24 protein-coding genes are annotated in these 22,056 nt (G+C 71.3%); 16 read left to right on the forward strand and 8 right to left on the reverse strand.

Annotation, left to right across the window (positions count from 1 at the left end; genetic code table 11):
• The first annotated feature begins 30 nt into the window (after positions 1-30).
• A complete protein-coding gene (pgeF, locus tag ACWEF2_RS17265; protein ID WP_453816421.1) occupies positions 31-717 on the forward strand; it encodes a peptidoglycan editing factor PgeF in 687 nt (228 codons plus the stop codon).
• Between the two features lie 7 nt (positions 718-724).
• Here the strand turns inward: pgeF and ACWEF2_RS17270 are convergent, their stop codons facing one another.
• Together ACWEF2_RS17270 and ACWEF2_RS17275 are read right to left on the reverse strand one after the other, a co-directional pair.
• Positions 725-1,132 (reverse strand): nitroreductase family deazaflavin-dependent oxidoreductase, encoded by a 408-nt coding sequence (locus ACWEF2_RS17270; RefSeq protein WP_453816270.1) that lies wholly within the window; start codon positions 1,130-1,132, stop codon positions 725-727.
• Positions 1,133-1,194: 62 nt separating this feature from the next.
• Positions 1,195-2,010 carry a sirohydrochlorin chelatase gene (locus tag ACWEF2_RS17275; RefSeq protein WP_453816271.1) on the reverse strand — a complete coding sequence of 272 codons (816 nt, stop codon included), beginning with the start codon at positions 2,008-2,010 and terminating at the stop codon, positions 1,195-1,197.
• A 248-nt stretch (positions 2,011-2,258) separates the two neighbouring features.
• Between ACWEF2_RS17275 and ACWEF2_RS17280 the strand changes: the two genes are divergently transcribed.
• The gene (locus ACWEF2_RS17280; protein WP_453816272.1) at positions 2,259-2,669 is read left to right on the forward strand and encodes a hypothetical protein; all 411 of its coding nucleotides are present in this window, start codon (positions 2,259-2,261) and stop codon (positions 2,667-2,669) included.
• A gap of 20 nt (positions 2,670-2,689) precedes the next feature.
• Here ACWEF2_RS17280 and ACWEF2_RS17285 read toward each other — a convergent pair whose 3' ends face one another.
• Entirely contained in the window at positions 2,690-3,247 is a 558-nt protein-coding gene (locus ACWEF2_RS17285; RefSeq protein ID WP_355598065.1) for a GNAT family N-acetyltransferase, read from the reverse strand.
• Between the two features lie 239 nt (positions 3,248-3,486).
• On the opposite strand from ACWEF2_RS17285, the gene ACWEF2_RS17290 reads away from it, so the two are divergent.
• Complete coding sequence (locus ACWEF2_RS17290; RefSeq protein WP_453816275.1) at positions 3,487-4,554, forward strand: alpha/beta hydrolase; 1,068 nt, start codon at positions 3,487-3,489, stop codon at positions 4,552-4,554.
• A 143-nt stretch (positions 4,555-4,697) separates the two neighbouring features.
• Here ACWEF2_RS17290 and ACWEF2_RS17295 read toward each other — a convergent pair whose 3' ends face one another.
• Together ACWEF2_RS17295 and ACWEF2_RS17300 are read right to left on the reverse strand one after the other, a co-directional pair.
• Complete coding sequence (locus ACWEF2_RS17295) at positions 4,698-5,132, reverse strand: Lrp/AsnC family transcriptional regulator (protein WP_355598163.1); 435 nt, start codon at positions 5,130-5,132, stop codon at positions 4,698-4,700.
• Between the two features lie 133 nt (positions 5,133-5,265).
• Positions 5,266-6,135 (reverse strand): LysR family transcriptional regulator, encoded by an 870-nt coding sequence (locus ACWEF2_RS17300; protein ID WP_453816277.1) that lies wholly within the window; start codon positions 6,133-6,135, stop codon positions 5,266-5,268.
• Positions 6,136-6,206: 71 nt separating this feature from the next.
• Between ACWEF2_RS17300 and dapA the strand changes: the two genes are divergently transcribed.
• The gene (gene dapA / locus ACWEF2_RS17305; protein ID WP_453816279.1) at positions 6,207-7,079 is read left to right on the forward strand and encodes a 4-hydroxy-tetrahydrodipicolinate synthase; all 873 of its coding nucleotides are present in this window, start codon (positions 6,207-6,209) and stop codon (positions 7,077-7,079) included.
• A 25-nt stretch (positions 7,080-7,104) separates the two neighbouring features.
• Here the strand turns inward: dapA and ACWEF2_RS17310 are convergent, their stop codons facing one another.
• The 3 genes from ACWEF2_RS17310 to ACWEF2_RS17320 form a co-directional block, all read right to left on the reverse strand.
• Positions 7,105-7,914 (reverse strand): Fpg/Nei family DNA glycosylase, encoded by an 810-nt coding sequence (locus tag ACWEF2_RS17310; protein ID WP_453816280.1) that lies wholly within the window; start codon positions 7,912-7,914, stop codon positions 7,105-7,107.
• Positions 7,915-8,021: 107 nt separating this feature from the next.
• Positions 8,022-8,441, reverse strand: coding sequence for a ribosomal maturation YjgA family protein (locus ACWEF2_RS17315; RefSeq protein WP_453816282.1), 420 nt, complete (start codon positions 8,439-8,441; stop codon positions 8,022-8,024).
• A 147-nt stretch (positions 8,442-8,588) separates the two neighbouring features.
• Positions 8,589-9,584, reverse strand: a complete 996-nt coding sequence (locus tag ACWEF2_RS17320) for a LuxR C-terminal-related transcriptional regulator (protein ID WP_453816284.1) — start codon at positions 9,582-9,584, stop codon at positions 8,589-8,591.
• Between the two features lie 292 nt (positions 9,585-9,876).
• Here ACWEF2_RS17320 and ACWEF2_RS17325 point away from each other — a divergent pair, with 292 nt between their 5' ends.
• From ACWEF2_RS17325 to ACWEF2_RS17380, 12 genes are all read left to right on the forward strand, one after another.
• Entirely contained in the window at positions 9,877-10,245 is a 369-nt protein-coding gene (locus tag ACWEF2_RS17325) for a hypothetical protein (protein ID WP_453816286.1), read from the forward strand.
• A 153-nt stretch (positions 10,246-10,398) separates the two neighbouring features.
• Complete coding sequence (locus ACWEF2_RS17330) at positions 10,399-10,569, forward strand: hypothetical protein (protein ID WP_453816288.1); 171 nt, start codon at positions 10,399-10,401, stop codon at positions 10,567-10,569.
• Between the two features lie 73 nt (positions 10,570-10,642).
• Positions 10,643-11,941, forward strand: a complete 1,299-nt coding sequence (locus ACWEF2_RS17335; RefSeq protein ID WP_453816290.1) for a lysine N(6)-hydroxylase/L-ornithine N(5)-oxygenase family protein — start codon at positions 10,643-10,645, stop codon at positions 11,939-11,941.
• Positions 11,942-11,988: 47 nt separating this feature from the next.
• Positions 11,989-12,354 carry a cupin domain-containing protein gene (locus ACWEF2_RS17340; protein ID WP_355598085.1) on the forward strand — a complete coding sequence of 122 codons (366 nt, stop codon included), beginning with the start codon at positions 11,989-11,991 and terminating at the stop codon, positions 12,352-12,354.
• The gene (locus ACWEF2_RS17345; RefSeq protein ID WP_453816292.1) at positions 12,351-13,886 is read left to right on the forward strand and encodes a class I tRNA ligase family protein; all 1,536 of its coding nucleotides are present in this window, start codon (positions 12,351-12,353) and stop codon (positions 13,884-13,886) included. Before ACWEF2_RS17340 ends, ACWEF2_RS17345 begins: the two co-directional genes overlap by 4 nt.
• Positions 13,883-15,142: an ATP-grasp domain-containing protein gene (locus tag ACWEF2_RS17350; RefSeq protein ID WP_453816293.1), complete on the forward strand. Its 1,260-nt coding sequence runs from the start codon at positions 13,883-13,885 to the stop codon at positions 15,140-15,142. The genes ACWEF2_RS17345 and ACWEF2_RS17350 overlap by 4 nt, the downstream gene beginning before the upstream one ends.
• Positions 15,139-15,984, forward strand: coding sequence for a dimethylargininase (ddaH, locus tag ACWEF2_RS17355; RefSeq protein WP_453816295.1), 846 nt, complete (start codon positions 15,139-15,141; stop codon positions 15,982-15,984). Before ACWEF2_RS17350 ends, ddaH begins: the two co-directional genes overlap by 4 nt.
• Positions 15,984-16,337: a hypothetical protein gene (locus ACWEF2_RS17360; RefSeq protein WP_453816297.1), complete on the forward strand. Its 354-nt coding sequence runs from the start codon at positions 15,984-15,986 to the stop codon at positions 16,335-16,337. The genes ddaH and ACWEF2_RS17360 overlap by 1 nt, the downstream gene beginning before the upstream one ends.
• Positions 16,334-18,148: an ABC transporter substrate-binding protein gene (locus ACWEF2_RS17365; RefSeq protein WP_453816298.1), complete on the forward strand. Its 1,815-nt coding sequence runs from the start codon at positions 16,334-16,336 to the stop codon at positions 18,146-18,148. Before ACWEF2_RS17360 ends, ACWEF2_RS17365 begins: the two co-directional genes overlap by 4 nt.
• A 4-nt stretch (positions 18,149-18,152) precedes the next feature.
• Positions 18,153-19,541 carry a cation:proton antiporter gene (locus ACWEF2_RS17370; RefSeq protein WP_453816299.1) on the forward strand — a complete coding sequence of 463 codons (1,389 nt, stop codon included), beginning with the start codon at positions 18,153-18,155 and terminating at the stop codon, positions 19,539-19,541.
• A gap of 1 nt (position 19,542) precedes the next feature.
• A complete protein-coding gene (locus tag ACWEF2_RS17375; RefSeq protein ID WP_453816301.1) occupies positions 19,543-20,781 on the forward strand; it encodes an ATP-grasp domain-containing protein in 1,239 nt (412 codons plus the stop codon).
• Positions 20,778-22,055: an MFS transporter gene (locus tag ACWEF2_RS17380; RefSeq protein WP_453816303.1), complete on the forward strand. Its 1,278-nt coding sequence runs from the start codon at positions 20,778-20,780 to the stop codon at positions 22,053-22,055. The genes ACWEF2_RS17375 and ACWEF2_RS17380 overlap by 4 nt, the downstream gene beginning before the upstream one ends.
• Position 22,056: the final 1 nt, after the last annotated feature.

Here is a 22,056-nt window from a genome sequence, read left to right on the forward strand (position 1 = left end):
GTGGGTAAGGTCGGGGCCGTGAACTTTCGAATGAGGATCACCGACCGCCACGGCGGAGTCAGCGCGGAGCCGTACGGCAGCCGCAACCTCGGGGGCATGTGCGGCGACGACCCGGAGGCGGTCGCCGTCAACCGGGCCAGGACCGCCGCCGAGTTCGGCCTGGACCGGGTCGTGTTCATGCGGCAGGTGCACAGCGCCGACGTCCGGTACGTGAGCGAGCCGTTCGGCGACGACCCGCCGCCGCTGGACGGCGTCTGCACCGACGTGCCCGGACTCGGCCTGGCGGCGCTCTGCGCCGACTGCGCCCCCGTTCTGCTGGCCGACCCGAGTGCGGGCCTGGTCGGGGCCGCGCACTCCGGCCGGGTCGGCACCGTTCTCGGCGTGGTCCCCGCCCTGGTGGAGGAGATGGCCGGACGCGGAGCGGACCCGGCGGGAATGACCGCCCTGATCGGCCCGATGGCCTGCGGCACCTGTTACGAGGTGCCCGCCGCGCTCCGCGCCGAGGTCGCGGCCGTGCTGCCCGAAGCCTGGTCGATCACCCGTCAGGACACCCCGGCCCTCGACCTGCGCGCCGCGATCATCTCGCAGCTCGCCAAGGCGGGGGTCCGTGACGTCACCCACGACACCCGCTGCACCATCGAGACCGCCGACCTCTTCTCCCACCGCAGGGACCGGCGGACCGGCCGTTTCGCCGGCTACGTCTGGCTGGAGACCTGAGCCGGGGTCAGGACGGGACGCGCTCCAGCACGATCACCGGGATCTCCCGGTCGGTCTTGGTCTGATACTCGTCGTAGGGCGGCCAGGCCGCGGTCATGATCGGCCAGAGTTCGGCCTTCTCCTCGGGGGTGGCCGTGTGCGCCCTCGCCCTGAACCGGTCACCCCGCACCTGGACCTCCACCTCCGGGTCGGCCTGCAGGTTGAGATACCAGGTCGGCGGGGCGTCGGCGCCGCCGTTGGAGGCCACCACGAGATAGTCGTCTCCGTGGCGCTGGTAGATGAGCGGCGCGTCGCGCCGCTCGCCGGTCCGGCGGCCGGTGGTGGTCAGGATCAGGGCCGTGGTGCCCTGCCAGTCGTGCCCCTCGGCGCCGTCGGTCGCGCGGTAGCGCTCGACGTGCTCTCTCCCGAACAACATGATCGATCCCCCTCTGACGGTACTCACGCCTGCTCAGTACCCCCCTCGGGGGATCTCTCACGTCAGCCTAGGGCCAGGATGCTCCCGTAGGCGCGTGCCGCGAGGTCGGCGATGAGCCCGTGCGCGCCGAGCGGGTCGGCGCACGCGATCCCGTTCTCCGCCGCCGCGGCGCGCGCCAGCCCGGGATCGGCCTCGGGGCCGATGAAGCACGGGGACAGCGCGATGCGCTCGACGCCGATGCCCCGCAGCCGCTCGGCCGCGGCCGCGACGGCGGGCGCCCCGTCCAGGGAGGCGACCAGGACGGGGAGCGTCAGCCGAGAGGCGAGCAGTACGGCCGTCGCCTGCCCCTCCGCGGCCGCGGCCTCGCCGCCGACCGTGGCCAGGATGACCGCGTCGATCGGGCTGGAGACGTTGAGCAGGCGCATCCGGTCGGCCCGGGCGAGGTCCTTCTCGGCCAGCCGGATGTGCAGCGCCTCGGCGAGCAGCGGATGGGGGCCGAGCGGTTCGGTGACCGTCACGGACACCCCGCTCGCCGCGACGGCCGTGGCGATCAGCGGGTCCGCTACCGGGTGCGGGCAGGTCAGCAGCGGCACCACGATGGCGGCGACGCCGTCCTTGGGGCGTTTGCCGGCGGCCGTCTCCAGCTCGGAGGTCAGCTCCTTGCCGTCTCTGCCGAGGCCGGCCAGGCGGACCTCGATCTGGGGGTTGTCCACCCGTATCAGGGCCGCCAACTCGGTGGCGGCGCCGGAGGCGTCGCCGAGCGCGGCCAGCACCAGCGCGGGTGCCTCGGGCGGAAGCTGGGCGGGCACGGGTCTGCGGTGCCGGCCGGAGGGCCGCACGGCGCGTCCGCGCACAGGGAGGATGGAACTCTCACTCACATGCGCGGACTCTAGAGCTATTTTATGATCTTTGTAATGAGAAACGGCAGCAATTTTGTCACGACATTTTCCGAGGGGGCCTTCCGCCGCGCGCGATGGGCCCTCATCCAGGGGCTGGGCGGAGTATGCCGAGAGGTGTAGTCCGGGCTGCGCCGAGCGGCGGATGTCATGGTCATCGGGCTCCGGGACACTTCAGGCCGACGGTTTCCCAGAGGTTTCCGGGGTTTTCCGGGAGAGAGGTGGCTCCGGTGGGGTCCGAGGTCGCGCAGGCAGGCCGCACGCTGACCGTGCTGCGGATCGTCATCGCGCTGAACGCGGTGGCGATCCTCGTCCAGGCGGTGACCGCCGGGCGGTTGCTGAACGGAGGCGCCGCGGGGGCGCACGCCATGGGAGCCGGCGCGGTTCACCTGCTGGGCCTGGTCCAGCTGGTGGCGGCCGTCGTGCTCTGGCGTCCGGGCCGCGGGCCGGGCCGGCCGGCACTGGCGAGCCTGGCCCTGCTCCTCCTCGGCCTCGCCCAGTCCGCGGTCGGCGGCGCGGGTAACACGGCGCTGCACGTCCCGTTCGGCGTGACGCTGTTCGGCGGGGTCGTCGCCATGGCGGTGTGGGCCTGGCCCCGCGCCGGATCGGGATCCCCGAGGCCGGTCCCCGGCGAGGGGTGAGGGCGGGCTCCCCGCGACACTCAGACGTCCCTGTGTCCCTCCCACTCGTCCTCAAGGGCCGAGTGGACGACCGAGTCGCGCCAGGTGCCGTGGGCCCGCACGTGGTGCCTGATCCTGCCCTCCTCCACCATTCCGGCGACCAGCATCGCGAGCTGGGCGGCGGTGTTGGCGGGGGAGCGGGCGCCCCAGACGCGGTGCAGGCGCAGGTGCCGGAAACCGAACAGCAGCATCAGCCGGATCAGGTCGGTGCCGATGCCCCGGCCCCAGTGGTCGGGGCGGAGCCCCAGGCCGATCTCCGCGCTGTGCGGGTGGTCGGCCTCGATGTGCAGCCTGGCCACCCCGATGGTCTCGCGGTCCTCCAGATCGACCACCGCGAGCAGGTACAGCCGCCGGGGCTCGGCCTTGGCGCCGCGCAGCGCCTCGGTGACGATCCCCTCGACCTCCTCGCGGCTGCGCGGGTCGAACGGCAGGTGCTCGGTGGCGGCCGGATCGCCGTAGACGGCGTGCAGCGCGTCCACGTCATCGTAGGTGACCTCCCTCAGCCGGAGCCTCTTACCGGAGATCTCAACGTGCTCCATGCGCAGACGCTAACGCCTCAGAGGTCCTACGGCTAGAGATCGTTCCACCCGACAAACCCACCAAAGGCGATAAATATTCTTAATCTGTCGAGTTGGTGTCGGCCGGAGGAGCGGTGACCCGGAAGTCACGACGAAGGTGATCTTTCTCGATACAACCCCCGGCCTGCCTCCCGGGATGATCCCGGTGCGGCGCCGTGGCCGCCGGGGCGATGGTGGGCACGATGGGGGACAATGGGCGGATGATCCCTTCTGTCCCTGACGTGCTCGTGGTGACCGGTCCCGGTCTGGTCGCCGATCTCCGGCTGCTCGCGGAGGTCGCCGATCGCGAGTTCGCGGCCCTCGGCGTCAAGGGGAGGACGGTGCCCGCCCCCGGCCTGCCCGATCTCCGGGCCGCCCTGGAGTTCCCCGGCGCCCTGGTCGTCCTCCCGGGCCCGGATCCCGAGGCGCGCGATCTGCTCTCGCGGCGTCCCCACGCGGTCCGGCTCGACCTGACGAGGTCCGTCTCCGGCCCGGGGGACCCGGAGGTCACCCACCTGTACGGCCGGGGAGTCGGGGGGCTGACCTGGGCGATCAGGCACGCCGTACACCGGCTGCGCAGCCCCGCGCGCAGGGTCGCCTACGGTGAGCACCCCGACCAGTGGGCGGAGGTGCGGCCGCCGCGCGAGGACGCGGGACCGGCGCCCGTGGCGGTGCTGGTGCACGGCGGCTACTGGCGCTCGGTCTGGGGCGCGGATCTGATGGACGCGCTCTGCGTCGACCTGGCCGAGCGGGGATTCGCCGCCTGGAACCTCGAATACCGGCGTCCCGACCTGCACGGCTGGGCGGCGACCACCGAGGACGTCGCCCGGGGCGTCGCGCTGGCGGCCGGGGACGTGCCCGGTCCCGTCGTGGTGATCGGCCATTCGGCGGGCGGGCAGCTGGCCCTCCGCGCCGCGGCCGACGACCGCCGGATCACCCTCGCCGTCTCCCTGGCCGGAGTCCTCGACCTGGTGGAGGGCGACCGCAGGCACCTCGGCTCCGGCGCGGTCGCCTCGGCCCTGGGCGGATCGGCCGCCGACCTGCCCGCCGTGTACGGGCGGTCCAGCCCGCTGGAGCGCCTCCCGCTGGGGGTGCCCCAGCTCGTCGCGCAGGGCGACGGCGACGACCTCGACCTGGTCGACCTGAGCCGCCGCTACGCGCGCGCCGCCCAGGAATCTGGCGATGAGGTGACATATCTAGAAATGTCCGGCGACCACTTCGACATCATCGACCCGGCCTCCCCGATCTGGCGGGCAACCGCCGGCGTGATCGCCGGCCGCACGTCCTGACCCCTCCGACCGGGACACCGGTGAGGGCGCCGGATCCGACGCCCCGGCGGTCCCCCCGCCCCCACGGGCGGGCACGGCCGGCAGGGGGCGGTGACGGCGATGTGAGGAGAGGGCCCCACGGGCGGGTACGGCTGGGCGGAACCCTAGGCGGGGGAGAGCGGGCGCCAGGGGACCGGGCTGGACAGGACCATCATGCTCGACGGGTGACCGTACGGCGCGAGCCTGTCGATCAGCTCCTCGAAGGCGGTCATCGAGGAGGCGGCCACCCGCAGCAGGCAGCAGGTGTCCCCGGTCACCCGGTGCACCTCCAGGATCTCCGGCCACGCCAGAGCCTGCTCGTCGCGGAGCACGCAGCGCGGTCCGTAACACGACATCCTGATCAGCGCGGCCACCCCGCGCCCGGCCAGCGCCGGATCGATCCGCGCGTGATAGCCGGTGATCACCCCGGTCTCCTCCAGCCGCCGTACCCGCTCGGCCACCGCCGGGGCCGACATGTGCACCCGCCTGGCGAGCTCGCTGTAGGACAGCCGCGCGTCGGCCTGCAACTCGGCCAGGAGGGTCCAGTCCACCGCGTCCACCGTCACGCTCCGTCATCTCATAACCCGGTCGGCCTCAGCGCCTTCGGTCTGGAAGGTCTCATCCTGAAGGTACCTTTTCTTTCATTATTTCCGGATGTGTTACCGCAGGTCGGGGCGGGGGCCGCGAGGCCGTTCAACGGGGGATCGACGAGCGCAGCGCGGCGGTGAAGGCGGCGAGGGCCGGGTGGGCGGCGGCGCCCCGGCGGAAGGCGATCTGGGTACGGCGGCGCATGGGCAACTCGGTGAGCCGGACGCCCTCCGGCGGATCGGCCGCCCCCAGCTCGGGCACGAGCGCGACGCCCTGGCCGGCGGCGACCATCGCCAGCACGGCGGCGAAGTCGTCGATGTGGTGGCGGATCCTGGGCGCGAACCCGGCGGCCTGGCAGGCCCGTACCGTCATCTCGTAGCAGAGCGTGCCCGGCTTGGAGACGATCCACGCGGCGTCGCGCCGCCGTACCAGGGAGTCGCCGCCGGTGCCGGACGCGAGATACATCGGCTCCTCCAGCAGAGGTTCGGTGTCCAGGGCGAGGTCGGCCGCGGCGGGGACGAAGTCGTACTCGTGGACCAGGGCCAGGTCCAGGTCGCCCGCCCGGAGCCGGGGGGCCACCTCGGCGGGGTCCGTCTCGTCCACCATCGGCTCCAGCCGGGGGTGGTCCCGGCCGAGGGTGGCCAGGGCCGCGGGCAGGATCGTGCGTGTGGCGGTGGGGAAGGCGCCGATCCTGATGGTCCCGACCAGGCCGGTGCGTGCCACGGCCAGCTCCGCCGAAGCCTGCTCCAGCCGTTCCAGCACGGCCTCCGCGTGTCCCACCAGCGCGATCCCCGCCGGGGTGAGAGTCACCCCGCGGCCGGTCCTCTCCAGCAGCGCCACCCCGGCCTCCCGTTCCAGCGCGGCGAGCTGCTGGGAGACCGCCGAGGGCGTGAACATCAGGGCCTCGGCGACCGCGGCGATCGTGCCCCGGTAGGACAGTTCGCGGAGCAGGCGGAGACGGCGCACATCGAGCATCAGTTCAGCTTAACGGTTTCGGAAGAAAACGGAACTGGACCTGCATGGTCACCTGCCGTCAGGCTGGGGTCATGACTCTCAGCGGTATCTACGTTCCCTTGATCACCCCGTTCGCCGAGAACGGTGAGATCGCCCTGGAGGCGCTCGAAGACCTCGCGCGCACCGCGCTCGCCGACGGGGCCGCGGGGCTGGTGGCGCTCGGCACCACCGCCGAGGTGGCCACACTCGCCGAGGAGGAGCGGCGGGCGGTCGTCGAGGTGTGCGCGAGGGTGAGCCGGGAACACGGGACGGAGCTGATCGTCGGGGCCGGATCAAGCGACACCCGGAGCTCCGCCGACGCGTTGCGCGCCCTGAAGGACCGGCCTGAGGTGTCGGCGGCGCTGGTCACCGTGCCGTCGTTCGTCCGCCCGTCCGAGGCCGGGGTGCTCGCCCACTTCACGGTGCTGGCCGAGCAGAGCCCGGTGCCGATGGTGATCTACAACATCCCCTACCGGACCGGGCAGTCCGTGGGCGCGGCCACCCTGCGCAGGCTGGGGGAACTGCCCATGGTGGCCGGGGTCAAGCAGGCGGTGGGGGGCGTCGACCAGGACACCGTCACCCTGCTGGCCGATCTGCCGGACGACTTCGCGGTGCTGGCCGGGGACGACCCGTTCCTCTCCGCGCTGCTCGCCCTCGGCGCCTCCGGAGGCATCCTCGCCTCGGCCCACCTGCGCACCGCCGAATACGTGGAACTGGTGGAGTCCTGGCGCACCGGTGACGTCGCGCGCGCGCGGGCCCTGGGCCACCGGCTCTCCGTCATGTCGGCGAGCCTGTTCGCCGAGCCCAACCCCACCGTGATCAAGGGGGTGCTGCACGCCGGGGGCCGCATCCCCACCGCCTCGGTACGCCTCCCACTGGTCCCGGCGAGTCAGGCGGCCGTCGAGGCGGCGGCACGCCTGCTCTGACACACGGCCCGCCCGGCCGCGCGGCTCAGGCGGCCTGGCAGCTCGGACACCAGAAGAGGTTACGGCCGGCGAGCACCCCGGCTCTGACCTCGGAACCGCACAGGAGGCAGGGCATGCCGGAGCGCCGGTAGACGTAGACCTCGCCGCCGTGCTCGTCGACCCGGGGCGGGCGGCCCATCGCCTCGGGGGTGTGCTCGGGCCTGACCGTGTCGATCCGGCCCACCCGCACCCCGTCGGCCATGAGGAGCACCAGGTCGGCCCAGATCGCCGTCCACCGCTCGCGGGTGAGGTCACGGCCGGGGCGGGACGGGTCCACGCCCTGCCGGAACAGCGCCTCGGCCCGGTAGATGTTGCCGACGCCCGCCACGACCGACTGGTCCATCAGCAGGACCCCGATGGAGGTGCGGCTGCGGCCGATCCGCCGCCAGGCGAGCTCGGGATCGGCGTCCGCGCGCAGCGGATCCGGCCCGAGCCTGCCGTGCAGCGCCTTCTTCTCCCCGGGGTCCATCAGCTCGCAGGTGTTGGGCCCGCGCAGGTCGGCGTACTCCTCGGCGCCGCTCAGGCGGAGCCGTACCATCCCCGTCGGCGCGGGCGGCGGCGTCGGGCCGAAGGTGTATTTGCCGTAGATGCCCAGGTGAATGTGGAGCCAGCGGTCGTCGTCGAAGCCGAGCAGCAGGTGCTTGCCGTGCGCGTCGGTCTCCTGGAGCACCCGCCCGTCGATCTGGAGCGCCCCGGCGGCGAATCTGCCCTGTGGGCTCTCGGCGTGCACCGTCCCGCCACCGAACATCCGCCGGTGCAGCGCGGCCAGCCGATGAATGGTGTGTCCTTCAGGCATGGTCCCCCATGATACGGCCTGATCGGAGACCGGCAGGGCGCCTGGAGCCCCGCCGGGTGGCCGCCGCCCTCCCCGGCGGTACCCGTGCTGACGAGGGGGAGGCCGGGCTATCGGGTGACGTGTCCGGATGAGCGGAGGCCGCGGGCCAGTGCGTGCGCCGTTCCGGCGAGGGCGGCCCCTACGGCGTAGGCGACCAGGTCGGCGGCGCCGAACGTGCTGCCGAGCACCAGCCTGGCCGCCACGCTCGCCTCGGAGAGCGTGGCGGGGACGGAGGTGAGCTGCGCGAACTCGATCGCCCAGCTGAACGCCAGGGCGCCCAGCGCGGCCCGGACCGGCGGGACACGGGGACGGGCCAGCACGATCAGCGTGTGGACGAGCACGGTGTAGAGGGCGTCACCCGCGTACTTGCCGAACCAGCCGTCGGTGACCGCGCGGACCGTCAGCCCGGCGGCGACGATCGCGACGGCGGCGAGCGCGGCGGGCACCCGGCTGCGGAGCCAGGGCGGACGAGAGGTGCTCGTACCCACGTGTCTCCTCTGATGGTGCCGCCACGGGCCTCAGGCATCCAAACAGCCCGGAGATCTGCCGGTATTCCGCCGAGAACGGGTGTGGAGCGTTGCAACCGGGCGCCGGAACGGAGGTCCCGGGGCCGGAGCCGCCGGGTGGGACCGCTGTCACGGGCAGGTGGGCAGCCATCCCCTGACGGCCGCGAGGTATCCGGCCTGGAACCGGCTCCGGGCGTCGAGCCGTTCCATCAGCCCGGCGGTGACACGCCGCAGGGTGCGCACCGAGACGTCGAGCCTGCGGGCCACCGCCTCGTCGGTCAGCCCGATGGAGAGCAGACGGAGGATCTCACGCTCCTGGCTGCTGAGCCCCTTGTCGTCGGTCCGGTGCTCCTCGCCGAGAGGGATGGCGGTCTCCCACGTCTGCTCGAACAGCGCGATCAGGGCGGTGACGATGCCCGCGCCGCGCAACAGGACCGCCCCGGTGCCGCTGTCCTCGGGATTCGTCGGCACCAGGGCCGTCCGCCGATCGAAGACGATCATGCGGAGCGGGAGGCTGGGCACCGTGCGAACCCGGCCGCCGTGTTCGGTGAGCCAGCCCGCGTACCCCATGGTCGGCTGGTCGTTGCGGACGCTGTCCAGGTAGATGGTGCGCATCGCGACGCCGCGTTCGAGCAGTGCCCTGTCCAGGGGACGGCTCGCCTCGATGTTGTCCGGGGTCTGAGCGCCCTGTGGTTCGAAGCCGAGCAGCTCCTGACGGCATTCGGCGGACAGCTCCTCGATCCTGGCGCGGATCGTGTCGATGCCGGTAAGCGTCTCGGAATCCCCGCTGAGCTGCGCCGGGTTGTGGTCCGCGTAGGCCGCGATCATCTGGGCGACGGTTGTCCGGCCCCGCTCGATCTCCTGTTGCCTGTTCAGCAGCGCGGCCTCCTCGCGGGCCAGCAGCGCGGCCAGCCCCACCTCGGGACGGACCAGGCGCAGCACGTCCGGCTCCTCCCAGGAGGGACGCAGAAGCGACAGCCTGGCCAGCTCGTCCAGCGTACTGCGGATCAGGTGGACCGGCCAGCCCAGCTCCAGGCTGAGCTCGGTCACCCCGTAGGAGGGGTTCTCCAGCATGGTTCGATAGATGGTTTCCTCGGTGGATCCGAGGCCGAGCAGCGTGAGCACGACACCTCCACGATGCGAGCGTGGCCGCGACACGACCGTGTGGGCCAGACCAGTCATGGTCGCGGCCTGACGTTAGCTCGGCGGAGTGATGACCGGGTTATGTCGATAACCCCCAATAATCCCCGATCACTTCCAGTCGCCTCGTCGCCCTCGGTCGCCTTCGAGCGCCGGAACCGCCGTCGCCGGCGGCGGTTCCGGCGGGTTCCCGGTACCGCTGGCAGGTCTCTGCCATGCAGGGGCCTGCCAGTGGAAAACCCTGGTCTGTTCGCCGCGGGCCGACCACGGTCGATTCATGTATCTCATCAACGCACGGCTGCGCGCCCCCGAGAGCGGGGGCCGTCCGGCCCCGCCCGAGGAGCGGATCTCCGCCTCCGAGCTCCGGCGGCTGATCATGGTGCTGGCGGAGCCCGAGGATCGGCTTGAGCACGTCTACAGCGAGGCGCGTTCCGCCGGCGTCGATCTCGGGTTCTTCCTCCGGCAGCCCACGCTCAACGCCGCCGAGGGCGCGGCGATCCGGTTGTGCCTGCGTTGCCTCGACACGGTGCCCGCGCTCGCCGGCTGGTCGCTGACGGGCAGCGGCGGCAACCTCGATCTGGTGCTCGCCCGTCTCGACACGCTCGGCGGGGAAGCCTGGCAGTGTCCTGCCAGTGCAGCGCCCTGACAGCCCGGAAGCCTTCCAAGACCCCCATATGTCGGCCAAGAATCAAAGTGTCAGAAAAAAGCGGGAAATGTCCGGAGAAGGTGCGCCGGAAACACCGAACCCGCGGAAAAGCGAGAAGGGCGCCGAGCGCCATCGGCCGAAGGGAAGAAAACAATGAACGCCATGACCCGCTCGGACGCCGCCGTGTTCGGCGCCCTCTCGCCCGCCGCCGCCCCCGTGGCCACCGTGGCGACCACGGCCATGGCCGGCGGGACGGCCGGCGGCAACACGGCTCTCACCGCAGTCCGGGCCCCCACTCCGACCACCGGAGCCGGCTGGCAGTGATCCGGAGTGATCCGAGGGGAAACCCATTCGCCCCGGGCGCCGTGCCCGGGAAGTCGTCCGGGAGGCGACCACTGTGAATCACCAGGAAGTCGAGCTGCTCGCACTCGGTGCAGGGCCGTCCAATCTAGCCCTCGCCGTGGCTCTCGAAGAGCTCGCACCGGAACTGGCAACCAGAACACTGATCATCGAACAGCACGAGAACGTGGCCTGGCAGCGCGGAATGCTGCTGCCGTGGACACAGAGCCAGGTCTCCTTTCTCAAGGATCTGGTCACCTTGAGAAACCCGCAGAGCAAATTCTCCTTCGTTAATTATCTGCACTCCGTGGGAAGGCTCAACGAATTCGTCAACCTGGGAAGCTTCACCCCTTATAGAATGGAGATATCCGACTACCTGCTCTGGGTGGCTGAATCGCTGGCGCAGGTGCGCATCGAGTACGACCGGCGCTGCGTGGCGATCGAGCCGATCCTGTCCCACGACGGCCAGGTCGAGCGGTGGACCGTCCGGCTCGGCGACGGCTCGACCATCGCCTGCCGCACCCTGGTGGTCGGCGCGGGCCGTGACGCGCACATCCCCGAGGTGTTCACGGCGCTCCCCAGGGAGCGGATCATCCACAGCACCGAGTACAGCCGGGAAGTCGCCCGGCTCGACCACGACGCCCCGCAGAGGGTCGCGGTGATCGGCGGCGCGCAGAGCGCGGCCGAGATGCTCTGGGCCGTCCACCAGGGCATGCCCAACGCCCAGTGCACCATGGTCATGCGCTCCATCGGCCTCAACGGCTACGAGAGCAGCAAGTTCACCAACGAGCTCTTCTACGCCTCCTTCATCGACGAGTTCTACGGATCCCGCCCCGAGGCCCGCCGCCAGCTCCTCGGCGAGATGCACCGCACCAACTACGCGGGACTCTCCCCGGGCCTGCTGGAGACCCTCTACCGGCAGATCTACCTTGAGCGCCTCACCGGGGAGGAGAGGATCCGGATGATCACGATGGCCGAGGTCTCCGAGGCCAGGATGGAGGGCGGCGAGGTCGTCCTCACCCTCACCGACAGGAAGAGCGGCCGCCGCGACGAGCTGCCCTGCGACGTCGTGCTGCTCGGCACCGGCTTCGACCGCCGGATGCCCTCGCTCGTCCGGGAGATGGCCGTGAGAGCCGGCCTCGACGAGGTCGACGTCGACCGTTTCTACAAGCTGACCCTGCCCGCGGGCTCGGGCGCCGCCTGCTACCTGCAGGGCGTCAACGAGGACACCCACGGCATCGCCGACTCCCTGCTCAGCGCGCTGGCCAGCCGGGCTGAGGAGATCGTCGGCCATATCCAGGAGAGCCGCGCCGCCGCCGAACTGCTGTCGCCGTTCGCCCTGCCGGTCGCCTCCTGACCCCCAGAGCACACAGAGCACACACAACCTCTTCGAGGAGACTCCACGTGGACCTCCGTCCCTATGACCCTGCCCAGCTCCGTCCGGACAACGGCCTGCTCGCCAAGCGGCTGCTGCCCTGGGACACGATGAAGGCCCCGTTCGAGGGAGCCTGGTGCGTCATCCGGCCAGGCACCGCCTCGACCCGGCACGCCCACCACGAGTACGAGATCTTCATCGCGATCTCCGGTGAGGCGGTCCTGGAGAGCGAGGGCGCGCGCTCCCGCTTCGCCGCCGGGGACATCGCCTACTTCCCGCCCGGCACCGACCACCGGGTCGTCAACGAGGGCACCGCCGACTTCGAGATGTACGGCATCTGGTGGGACCACGAGATGACCCGCACGTTCGAGACCCGTCACCTGGAGGAGGGATGACGGGGACGATCGTGATCGCCGCGACCCCCACACCCAACGGCGACCTGCACGTCGGCCACATGGCGGGCCCCTACCTGGCCGGTGACGTCTACGCCCGCTACCTGCGCGCCGACGGACGTCCGGTGACCTACACCACCTGCACCGACGACAGCCAGTCCTACATGATCTCGACCGCGCGTACGCGCGGTACGACGCCCGCCGAGCTGTGCGCGACGTCCACCGCCCGCATCCGGCGGTCGATCGAGGCCATGGGCATCTCCCTGGCCCCGCTGCCACCCGTCGACGACGCCTACCGGCGGACCGTGCTCGACTTCGTCACCACCCTCTACCGGGAGGGCCGCTTCGAGCTCCGCACGGTGCGCATGCCGTACGCGCGAAACGCCGGGGTCCACCTGTTCGACGGGCTGGTCAAGGGCGAGTGCCCGGCCTGCCTGGCCGAGAGCTGCGGCGGGTCCTGCGAGGGCTGCGGCCACCCCAACCACTTCGACGACCTCGGTGACCCGCGTTCGGTCCTCGACCCCGCGGACCCGGTGACCTCGCGCGAGGTCACCGTCCTGGTCCTGCCCGCCGAGAGCTACCGGGAGGAGCTCACCGCCTACTACGCCGCCAGGGAGAGCACCTGGAGGCGGCACAGCAGGCAGCTCATCCGGGAGATCCTGGCCCGTCCGCTCCCCGAGATCCCGATCACGGTGCCGTCACCGGGATGGGGTATCGAGGCCCCGTTCGCCGAGACCCCCGGCCAGATCCTCTACCCCTGGATCGAGGCGATGCCCGCCTCGATCCACAGCACCTGGAAGGCGGCCGGCGAGCCCGAGGGCCCGGTCGACCTGCCCTGGCGGGCCGAGAGCGGCAACCGCCTGGTCTACTTCCACGGATTCGACAACGTCTACTCCTGGGGAATGCTCGACCTGGTCATGCTGCTCGCCCACGGCGGGCGCTACATCACCCCCGACGCCAACGTCTGCAACGAGTTCTACGAGCTGGAGAACGAGAAGTTCTCCACCAGCCGCAACCACCTGATACGCGGCGCCGACCTGGTCGCCGAGGTGCCGCGCGACCTCGTCCGGTTCTATCTCGCGCTCACCTGTCCCGAGGACCAGCGGGCCAACTTCACCAGGGAGGGGCTCGACAGGGTCACCACCCGGCGGCTGCGCGGGCCGTGGAACGCGCTCGCCGACCGCGTCGAGGCCGTCGTCGTCCAGCCGGGCGAGGAGCTCAAGGTCACCGACGACGGCCGCCGGCGGGCGGCGGTGATCGTCGAGAGGTTCCGGCTCTGCTACGACCTCACCTCCTTCAGCCTGACCAGGGCGGCGGAGGGCATCGTCACCCAGCTCGGCAGGCTGCTGACCGCCGAGCGCGCCGAGATCGGCGACCTCCTGCTGGAGGTGCGCACCCTCCTGGCCTGTGCCGCGCCCATTCTGATCGACGTCGCGGCGGAGGCCGAGGCGGCGGGCGTCGAGCTCACCCTCGGCACCGGCGCCGAGACGATCGACGCCTTCCTGCTCCCGCGCCTGCCCGAGGACGTCCGATGAGGCTACTCGCCCTGGAGGCCAGGCAGAACGCCACCTACTACCAGTCCCGCTACCAGCAGGTCCAGGATCTCGGTGCCGAGCTCTACGTGCTCAACGGGGTCGGCACCCCGGACTTCTGGCCGGCCGACCGCTACCGTGTCGCGGGCTCCCAGCGGATCGACGACCTCATCACCGAGGCCAAGGCCTGGCACGAGCAGGAGCGCTTCGACGGGATCATCACCTTCTCCGAGTCCGCCGTGACCACGGTCGCGGCCGTCGCGGAGGCGCTCGGCCTGCCGGGTGTGGGCGTCGAGGCGGCCAGGACCAGCCGCAACAAACTGCTGATGCGTGAGGCGCACCGCGCGCACGGCGCGCCGCATCCGGATTTCCGCCTCGTCACCGACCTGCGGGAGGCGTTCGGGGCCGCGGAGGACTTCGGGTACCCGGTCATCCTCAAGCCCACCCTGGGCGCCGCCAGCAACTTCGTATTCAAGATCGACGACAGGGAGGAAATGGCCGAGCTGTTCCCGCGGGCCCTCGCGGGCATCGAGGGGATGTCGTGGTTCGAGATGGAGGCGCACGGCCTCGACCTCGGCCCGCACGGCCTGCTGGTGGAGTCGTTCCTCGACGGTGAGGAGTTCCTGATCGAGGCCGTGGCCTGGGACGGTGAGGTCTACCTCGGCTCGATCGTGGACCGGATCACCGTCGAGGGCGGCACCTTCGACGACGATGTGCACCACGCGCCGACCTCGCTCACCCCGGAGCAGGTGGCCCTGGTCCACCGGGTGGTCACGGCCGGCGCGCACGCCCAGGGGCTGCGGCGCAGCGTGATGCACGCCGAGGTCCGCTTCCACCGGGGCGAGCCGTACCTGCTGGAGATCGCGATCCGGCCCGGCGGCGGCGGCCTGGACCTCATCGCGCAGATCACCGCCGAGCACTCCCCGATCCGCGCGGTCGTGGACGTGGCGCGCGGTGCCAGGCCGCAGGTGCGCCACTACCGGCCGACCGGCGTTCACGTCACCGCGATGTGCCTGCTCTGCGACGCCGGCCGGATCACCTCGATCGACGTGCCGGCCGAGGTCGGCGAGTCGGAGCGGGTCTTCTTCCTCAAGATCACCGCCAGGGTCGGAGACGTCGTCCGGCGCCCGCCGGAGGGCAACAGCATCCTCGGCTTCCTCGGCACCACCGGCACCTCGCTGGAGGACGCCAGGGCGACGATGCTCGACTACGCCTCCAAGATCAACGTCGATCTCGTCCAGGACGGAGAACTGCCGTGACCCAGTCGGCAGCCGGGGCGGCGCCGCGCGTTCAGCGCGTCGCCCGCACCCGCCGCTACCTGATGTGCCCGCCCACCCACTTCGACGTCGTCTACTCCATCAACCCGTGGATGCACCCGGACAGACCGGTCGACGGCACACTGGCCCGGTTCCAGTGGGAGGGTCTGCTGCGCGTCTTCCGGTCGCTCGGCCACCAGGTGGAGTTCATCGAACCCCTGCCCGGCTACCCCGACATGGTGTTCGCCGCCAACGGCGCGACGGTCATCGACGGGAAGGTGCTCTCCGCCAGGTTCCGCCACCCGGAGCGGGCCGCGGAGGGCCCCGCCTACCTGGAGTGGTTCCGAGCCCGAGGTTACGAGACCCATGAGGCGGTCCACGTCAACGAGGGCGAGGGCGACTACCTCCACGCCGGCCGGTACCTGCTGGCCGGCACCGGCTTCCGTACCGACGTCCGCTCGCACGGCGAGGCGGAGAGGTTCTTCGGGATGCCCGTGGCCGGGCTCCGCCTGGTGGACCCGCGCTTCTACCACCTCGACACCGCGCTGGCCGTGCTCGACGACGACCAGATCATGTACTACCCCGGCGCCTTCGCCGAGGAGAGCCAGGGCGTCCTGCGCGCCCTGTACCCCGACGCGATCATCGCCACCGAGGCCGACGCCGAGGTGTTCGGGCTGAACGCCGTCTCCGACGGCCGCCACGTCCTGCTGCCGCCCGCGGCCACCCACCTGATGGACGAGCTGCGCGAGCGCGGCTACGAGCCCATCGGCGTCGAGCTCTCCGAGTTGCTGAAATCCGGTGGCAGCGCCAAGTGCTGCACCCTTGAACTGAGGCCGGGCCGCTGATGATCGACTATGACGGACGCCGTTTCACCTCGGCGGGTGTGCCCGCCGGCGAGGAGTACCCGACCGCGCTGTACCGGCAGGACGGGAACCTCCTGTGGGGCGAGTTCTCCGGCGGGCACGCCCGCCGGGGGACGCTCACCGGGGTCTGCGCCCCCGACGGCACCCTCGACTTCGCCTACTGCATGGTCCTCGACACCGGCGCCATCGTGTCGGGCCACTGCCGCAGCACCCCCGAGGTGCTCCCCGACGGCCGCATCCTGCTCCACGAGACGTGGGAGCGGTACGGCGAGCACGCCGAAGTCGGTGTCTCCCTGCTCGAAGAACTCAGCCAGACGACCAAGGGCCAATCATGACTCTGAACACCATCGCCCCGTCCAGCGTGGACAAGCCGCTCAAGCCGGTCAAGGGCGGCACCGTGACCTGGGCCTGCGCGCCCGGATTCCCCCCGTCCATCATCTTTCCCTTCACCCCGCCGGAGCGTTTCGGCACCCGCAACCTGCTTGAGTTCCAGATCCTGATGTACCGGCCCCTCTACTTCTTCGGCACGCACGGCACGCCGGAGGTCGACTACGACCTCAGCATCGGCGAGCCACCGGAGTGGAGCGAGGACGGCCTGACCGTCACCGTCACGGTCAAGCCCTGGAAGTGGTCCAACGGCGAGACGATCTGCGCGGACAACGTGCTGTTCTGGGTGAACATGATGGCCGTCAAGGGCGAGCGGTACGGCGAGTACGTCCCCGGCTACTTCCCGGACAACCTGGTCTCCTACGGGAAGCTCGCCGAGGACAAGGTCTACTTCACCTTCGACAAGGTCTACTCCAAGCGCTGGGTGCTGATGAACCAGCTCAGCACCATCACCCCGATGCCCAAGGCGTGGGACCGTACCGCCGACGGGCCGTCCGACGCCTCCGCCGGGCTGGAGAACGTGGCCGCGGTCTACGACTTCCTGATGGCCGAGAACGGCGGTGTCGTCGAGGAGGACAACTCCGACCGCGTGCACTGGGCCGACAGCCCGGTGTGGAGCGTGGTCAGCGGCCCGTGGAGGCTGAAGAGCTACACCATGGAGGGCATCGTCACCTTCGTCCCTAACGAGCACTACTCCGGCCCGAACAAGCCTCACCTGGACGAGTTCCGGCAGGTCCCGTTCATGTCCGACGGCGAGGAGTACCAGAGGCTGCTGGACGGGCCGGACGGCCCCGACGCCATCCAGGTCGGCTACCTGCCGCTGAGCTTCAGCACCGAGCCGACCGACGACCCCACCAAGGGCGGGCCCAACCCGCTGGGCGAGCACTACACGCTGGTCCCGCAGGCGGCCTTCTGCATCCGGTACATCCCGCTCAACTACAACAACCCGACCGTCGCCGGGAAGATGCTCGCCCAGACCTACATCAGGCAGGCGATGCAGCACACGCTCGACCAGGACCGGGCGGCCCGCGACATCTACCAGGGCTACGCCTACCGGCAGGACGGCCCGGTGCCCCGCTACCCGGTGAGCGACCTGGTCTCGCCCTCCCTGCGGGGCGCGCCGACCCTGCCCTTCGACCCCGACCGCGCCCGCAGGCTGCTGGAGGAGAACGGCTGGGACACCGGCACGACGCCGGCGGTCTGCGTCAACCCCGGCGAGGGCCCCGGCCAGGCCGGCGCGGGCATCCCCGGCGGCACCAGGCTCAGCTTCTCCCTCAGATACGCCGAGGGCCGCCCCGCGCTCACCCGGCTGATGGAGCAGTTCCGCGACGACGCGGCCAAGGCCGGCGTCGAACTGCGGCTGCAGGAGGTCTACGGCTCGGTCCTGGTCGCGGAGGACGCCCCCTGCGTCCCCGGACCCGACAGCCCCTGCCTGTGGGAGCTGAGCACCTGGGGCGGCGGCTGGGTGTACCACTACCCGAGCGGCGAGATCCTGTTCAAGACCGACGCCGGCGGCAACTTCGGCCACTACACCGACCCGAGGACCGACGAGCTCGTCGCCCGCACGGTGACCAGCGACGACCTGACCGCGCTGTACGAGTACCAGGACTACATCGCCGAGCAGGTCCCGGTCATCTTCATCCCCAACTTCTCGCTGCGGCTGTTCGAGGTGGCCAACAACCTCCGGGGCTTCGAGCCGATCAACCCCTTCGGAATGATCAGCCCGGAGAACTGGTACTACGTGGAAAAGGGCGAGTGAGCCCGTGGTGCTCGCCGCGGCGCCGGTCGCCGTCATCCCCGCGCACAACCTCATGGTCTTCCTCCTCCAGCTCGGGCTGCTCCTCGGCCTGGCCACCGTCCTCGGCCGGTTCTCCGTCCGTTTCGGGCTGCCCGCGCTGCTGGGGGAACTCTGCGCGGGCATCCTGATCGGCCCCTCGCTGCTCGCCAACGTCGCGCCCGACCTGTCGGCGTGGCTGCTGCCCGGCGACCCGGCCAGATTCCACATGATCGACGCGGTCGGCCAGCTCGGCGTCCTGCTGCTGGTGGGCCTGACCGGCATGCATCTGGACCTCGGCTTCATCAGGCGCCAGGGCAGGTCGGCCGGCTGGATCAGCGGCGCCGGACTGCTCGTCCCGCTGGTCCTCGGCACCGGGATCGGGTTCCTGGCCCCCGCCGAGATGATCGCCGACGGCGTCGACCCCACGGTCTTCGCCCTCTTCTTCGGGGTCGCGCTCTGCGTCAGCGCCATCCCCGTCATCGCCAAGGTGCTGATGGAGATGCGCCTGCTCCACCGGGACATCGGCCAGCTCATCCTGAGCGCCGCGGTCATCGACGACGTGGTGGGCTGGCTGCTCCTGTCGGTGGTCTCCGCGCTCGCCACCGCCGGGGCGCGCACCGGGCAGGCCGCGGTGACCGCGGTCGCGCTGCTCGCCGCGCTCGTGCTGGTGGCGCTGCTCGCCGGACGCCGGGCGGTCGCCACGGTGCTGCGCGCCGCGGACCGCGGCGCGGGGAGCCTCACCACGATCGCCGCGGTGACGGTCATGCTCCTGCTCTCCGCCGCGGCCACCCAGGCCATGGGGTTCGAGGCCATCCTGGGGGCCTTCGTCTGCGGCGCGCTCGTCGGCTCCTCGCCCGACCTGAAGGTCGCCAAACTGGCCCCCCTGCAGGCGTTCGTCGCCGCGGTGCTCGCCCCGATCTTCTTCGCGACGGCCGGCCTGCGGATGGACCTGACCGAGCTGAGCAGGCCGCCCGTGCTCGTGGCGGGGATCGTGGTGCTGGCCGTCGCCGTCACCGCCAAGTTCGCCGGCGCCTACCTCGGGGCGCGCATCGCGCGGCGCAGCCGCTGGGAGGCCCTCGCGCTGGGGGCCGGCCTCAACTCCCGCGGCGTGATCGAAGTGATCATCGCGATGGTGGGGCTCCGGCTGGGCGTGCTCACCACGGCGTCCTACACGGTCATCGTCCTGGTCGCGGTCGTGACCTCGATGATGGCGCCGCCCCTGCTCCGCTTCGCGGCCTCCCGGATCGCCCCGACCGAGGAGGAGGCCGCCCGCGAGGAGTTCTTCGACGCCCTGCAGTCCACCGGCGGGGAGAGCGGCGAAAAACCCGGCGGGGAAACCGGCAGGGAACTCGTGACCACCGCCAAGGAGGCGTGAGATGACCGTGGACACCAGACCGCTGCTCGTCGTGGTCGCGACGGGAATGCGGCACTACCGCGAGTACCTGCTGCGCTCGATCGCCACCGAATACCGCATTCACCTCCTCGTGACCGCCGACCCCGGCTGGGAACGGGAGTACGTCACCGGCTGGACCGTGGTGGACGACACGACCGACGGCCCCGCGATGGCGGCCGTGGCGCTGGAGCTGGCCGCCCGCGAGCCGGTGCACGGAGTGCTCTGCTGGGACGAGGCCAGGATCCTGGCCGCCTCGTACGTCTCCCAGGCCCTCGGCCTGCCGGGCGGCGACCCCGAGATGGTACGGCGCTGCCGCGACAAACACCTCACCCGCGTCGCACTCGACGCGCTGGGCGTGCCGCAGCCCAGGTCGCTGGCGGTCGCCACGGTCGACCAGGCCCTGCGCGCCGCCGAGGAGGTCGGCTACCCGGCCGTCCTCAAGCCGCGCGGCCTCGGCGGCAGCCTGGGCGTCATCAAGGTGGAGGATCCGCTGGAGCTGGCGGAGAGGTTCGCCTTCGTCAGCGAGCTGACCGTCCCCGACGGGGCGACGTTCGAGGTCCCCGTGCTGGTCGAGGAGTTCGCCGACGGCCCGGAGGTGAGCGTCGACGCCGTCGTCCAGGGCGGTGTGGTGACCCCGCTCTTCGTCGGCAGGAAGATCCTCGGTTACGAGCCGTACTGCGAGGAGGTGGGTCACTTCGTCGACGCCCAGGACGGGCTCCTGGACGACCCGGAGTTCCGCCGGGTCCTGCAGGACACGCACACCGCGCTCGGGTTCACCGACGGATTCACTCACACCGAGATCAAGCTCTCCTCCCGGGGGCTGCGGGTCATCGAGGTGAACGGGCGCCTGGGCGGGGACATGATCCCCTACCTCGGGCTGCTCACCACCGGGGTCGACCCCGGTCTGGCGGCGGCCGCGGTGGCCTGCGGCCGCCCGCCCGCGCTCGTCCCCGAGCGCAAGCTCGTGGGCGGGGTGCGCTTCTTCTACGTCGCCGAGGACGACACCACGATCGAGTCGATCGAGTTCGACGAGGCCGCCCTGCCCCCGGCGATCGACCGGGCGGTCCCGGTGGCCGCCCCGGGGGCGGTCGTCTCGCCGCCGCCCAAGGGCACCCTGTGGGGGCGCATCGCCTATGCCGTCGCGCTCTCCCCGACCGCCGACGAGTGCCGGGCCGCGCTGGACGCGGCCGAGGCCAACCTGAAAGTGAAGGTAAGACCTTGACCATCGTTGCCGACGACGAGGAGACAGCCACCGTGGGCAAACCGGACAACGGTGTGCTCGTCACTCTGAGAGAGAGCCCGCTCGCCGTCAAGGCGTTGCTCGTCGGTGTCTTCATCAACAAGCTCGCCGCGTTCATCCAGATCTACCTGGTGCTCTTCCTGACCGACCGGGGCTTCTCCGCCACCCAGGCCGGGCTCGCGCTGGGCGTGTACGGCGGCGGCGCGGTGGTGGGCTCGCTGGCCGGCGGGTCGCTCTCCGACCGCCTCGGCACCCGGAAGGTCACGCTGATCAGCATGGCCGGATCGGCGGTGCTGATCGTGTCCATCCTCTACGCCCCCTCCTACGCGTTGCTGCTCGCGGCCGTCTTCGGCGTCAGTACGGTCAGCCAGTTCTACCGGCCGGCGGCCCAGACGCTGCTCACCGAGCTGACGCCGAGGCACCGGCTGGTGATGATCACGGCGATGTACCGGCTGGGGCTGAACCTGGGCATGACCGCGGCCCCGCTGATCGGCGCCGCGCTGCTCACCCTCTCCTACAACGCGCTCTTCTGGGGCGAGGCCGTCGCGGCGCTGACCTTCGGCGTGATCGCGATGTTCGCGCTGCCGCGGCGCGCGGTGGGCGCCAAGGAGGAGGGCGAGGCGGCGGCGGAGCCGGCGCCGCAGGGCCGCTCCGGGTACCTCGCGGTGCTCGCCGACTGGCGCTACAGCACCTATCTGCTCGCGATGCTGCTCACCTCCGCCGTCTACTGCCAGTACACCGCCACCCTTCCGCTGGACATCTCCGCCGCGGGGATCAGCCTGTGGTGGTACGGCGCGGCCGTCTCACTGAACGGCTTCATCGTCATCACCTGTGAGCTGGCGATGACGAAGGTCGTGCAGCGGTGGCCGATCCGGCTGACCGCGTTCCTCGGCCTCGGCCTCGTCTCGGTCGGCTACGCGATCTACGCGATCTCCCCGCTCCCGATCTGGTTCATGGTCGGCACCCTGGTCTGGACGCTCTCGGAGATCATCGGCGGGCCCACGGTCTTCGCCTACCCGGCGATGGCGGGCCCCGAACGGCTGCGCGGCCGGTACATCGGCGCCATGCAGAGCGTCTTCGGCCTCGGCACGGCGATCGGGCCCGTGATCGGCACCCTGGTGTGGTTCCAGGTCGGCCGCTCGGTATGGCTCTGGGCGGCCCTGATCTCCGCGGTGGCGACGGTGGCCGGGCTGATCGGCATGCGGGCCCCCGACCGCTCCGAGGAGCCGCGGCAGCCGGCGGCCTCGGCGGCATGAA

The organism is Streptosporangium sp. NPDC004631, assembly GCF_053601935.1.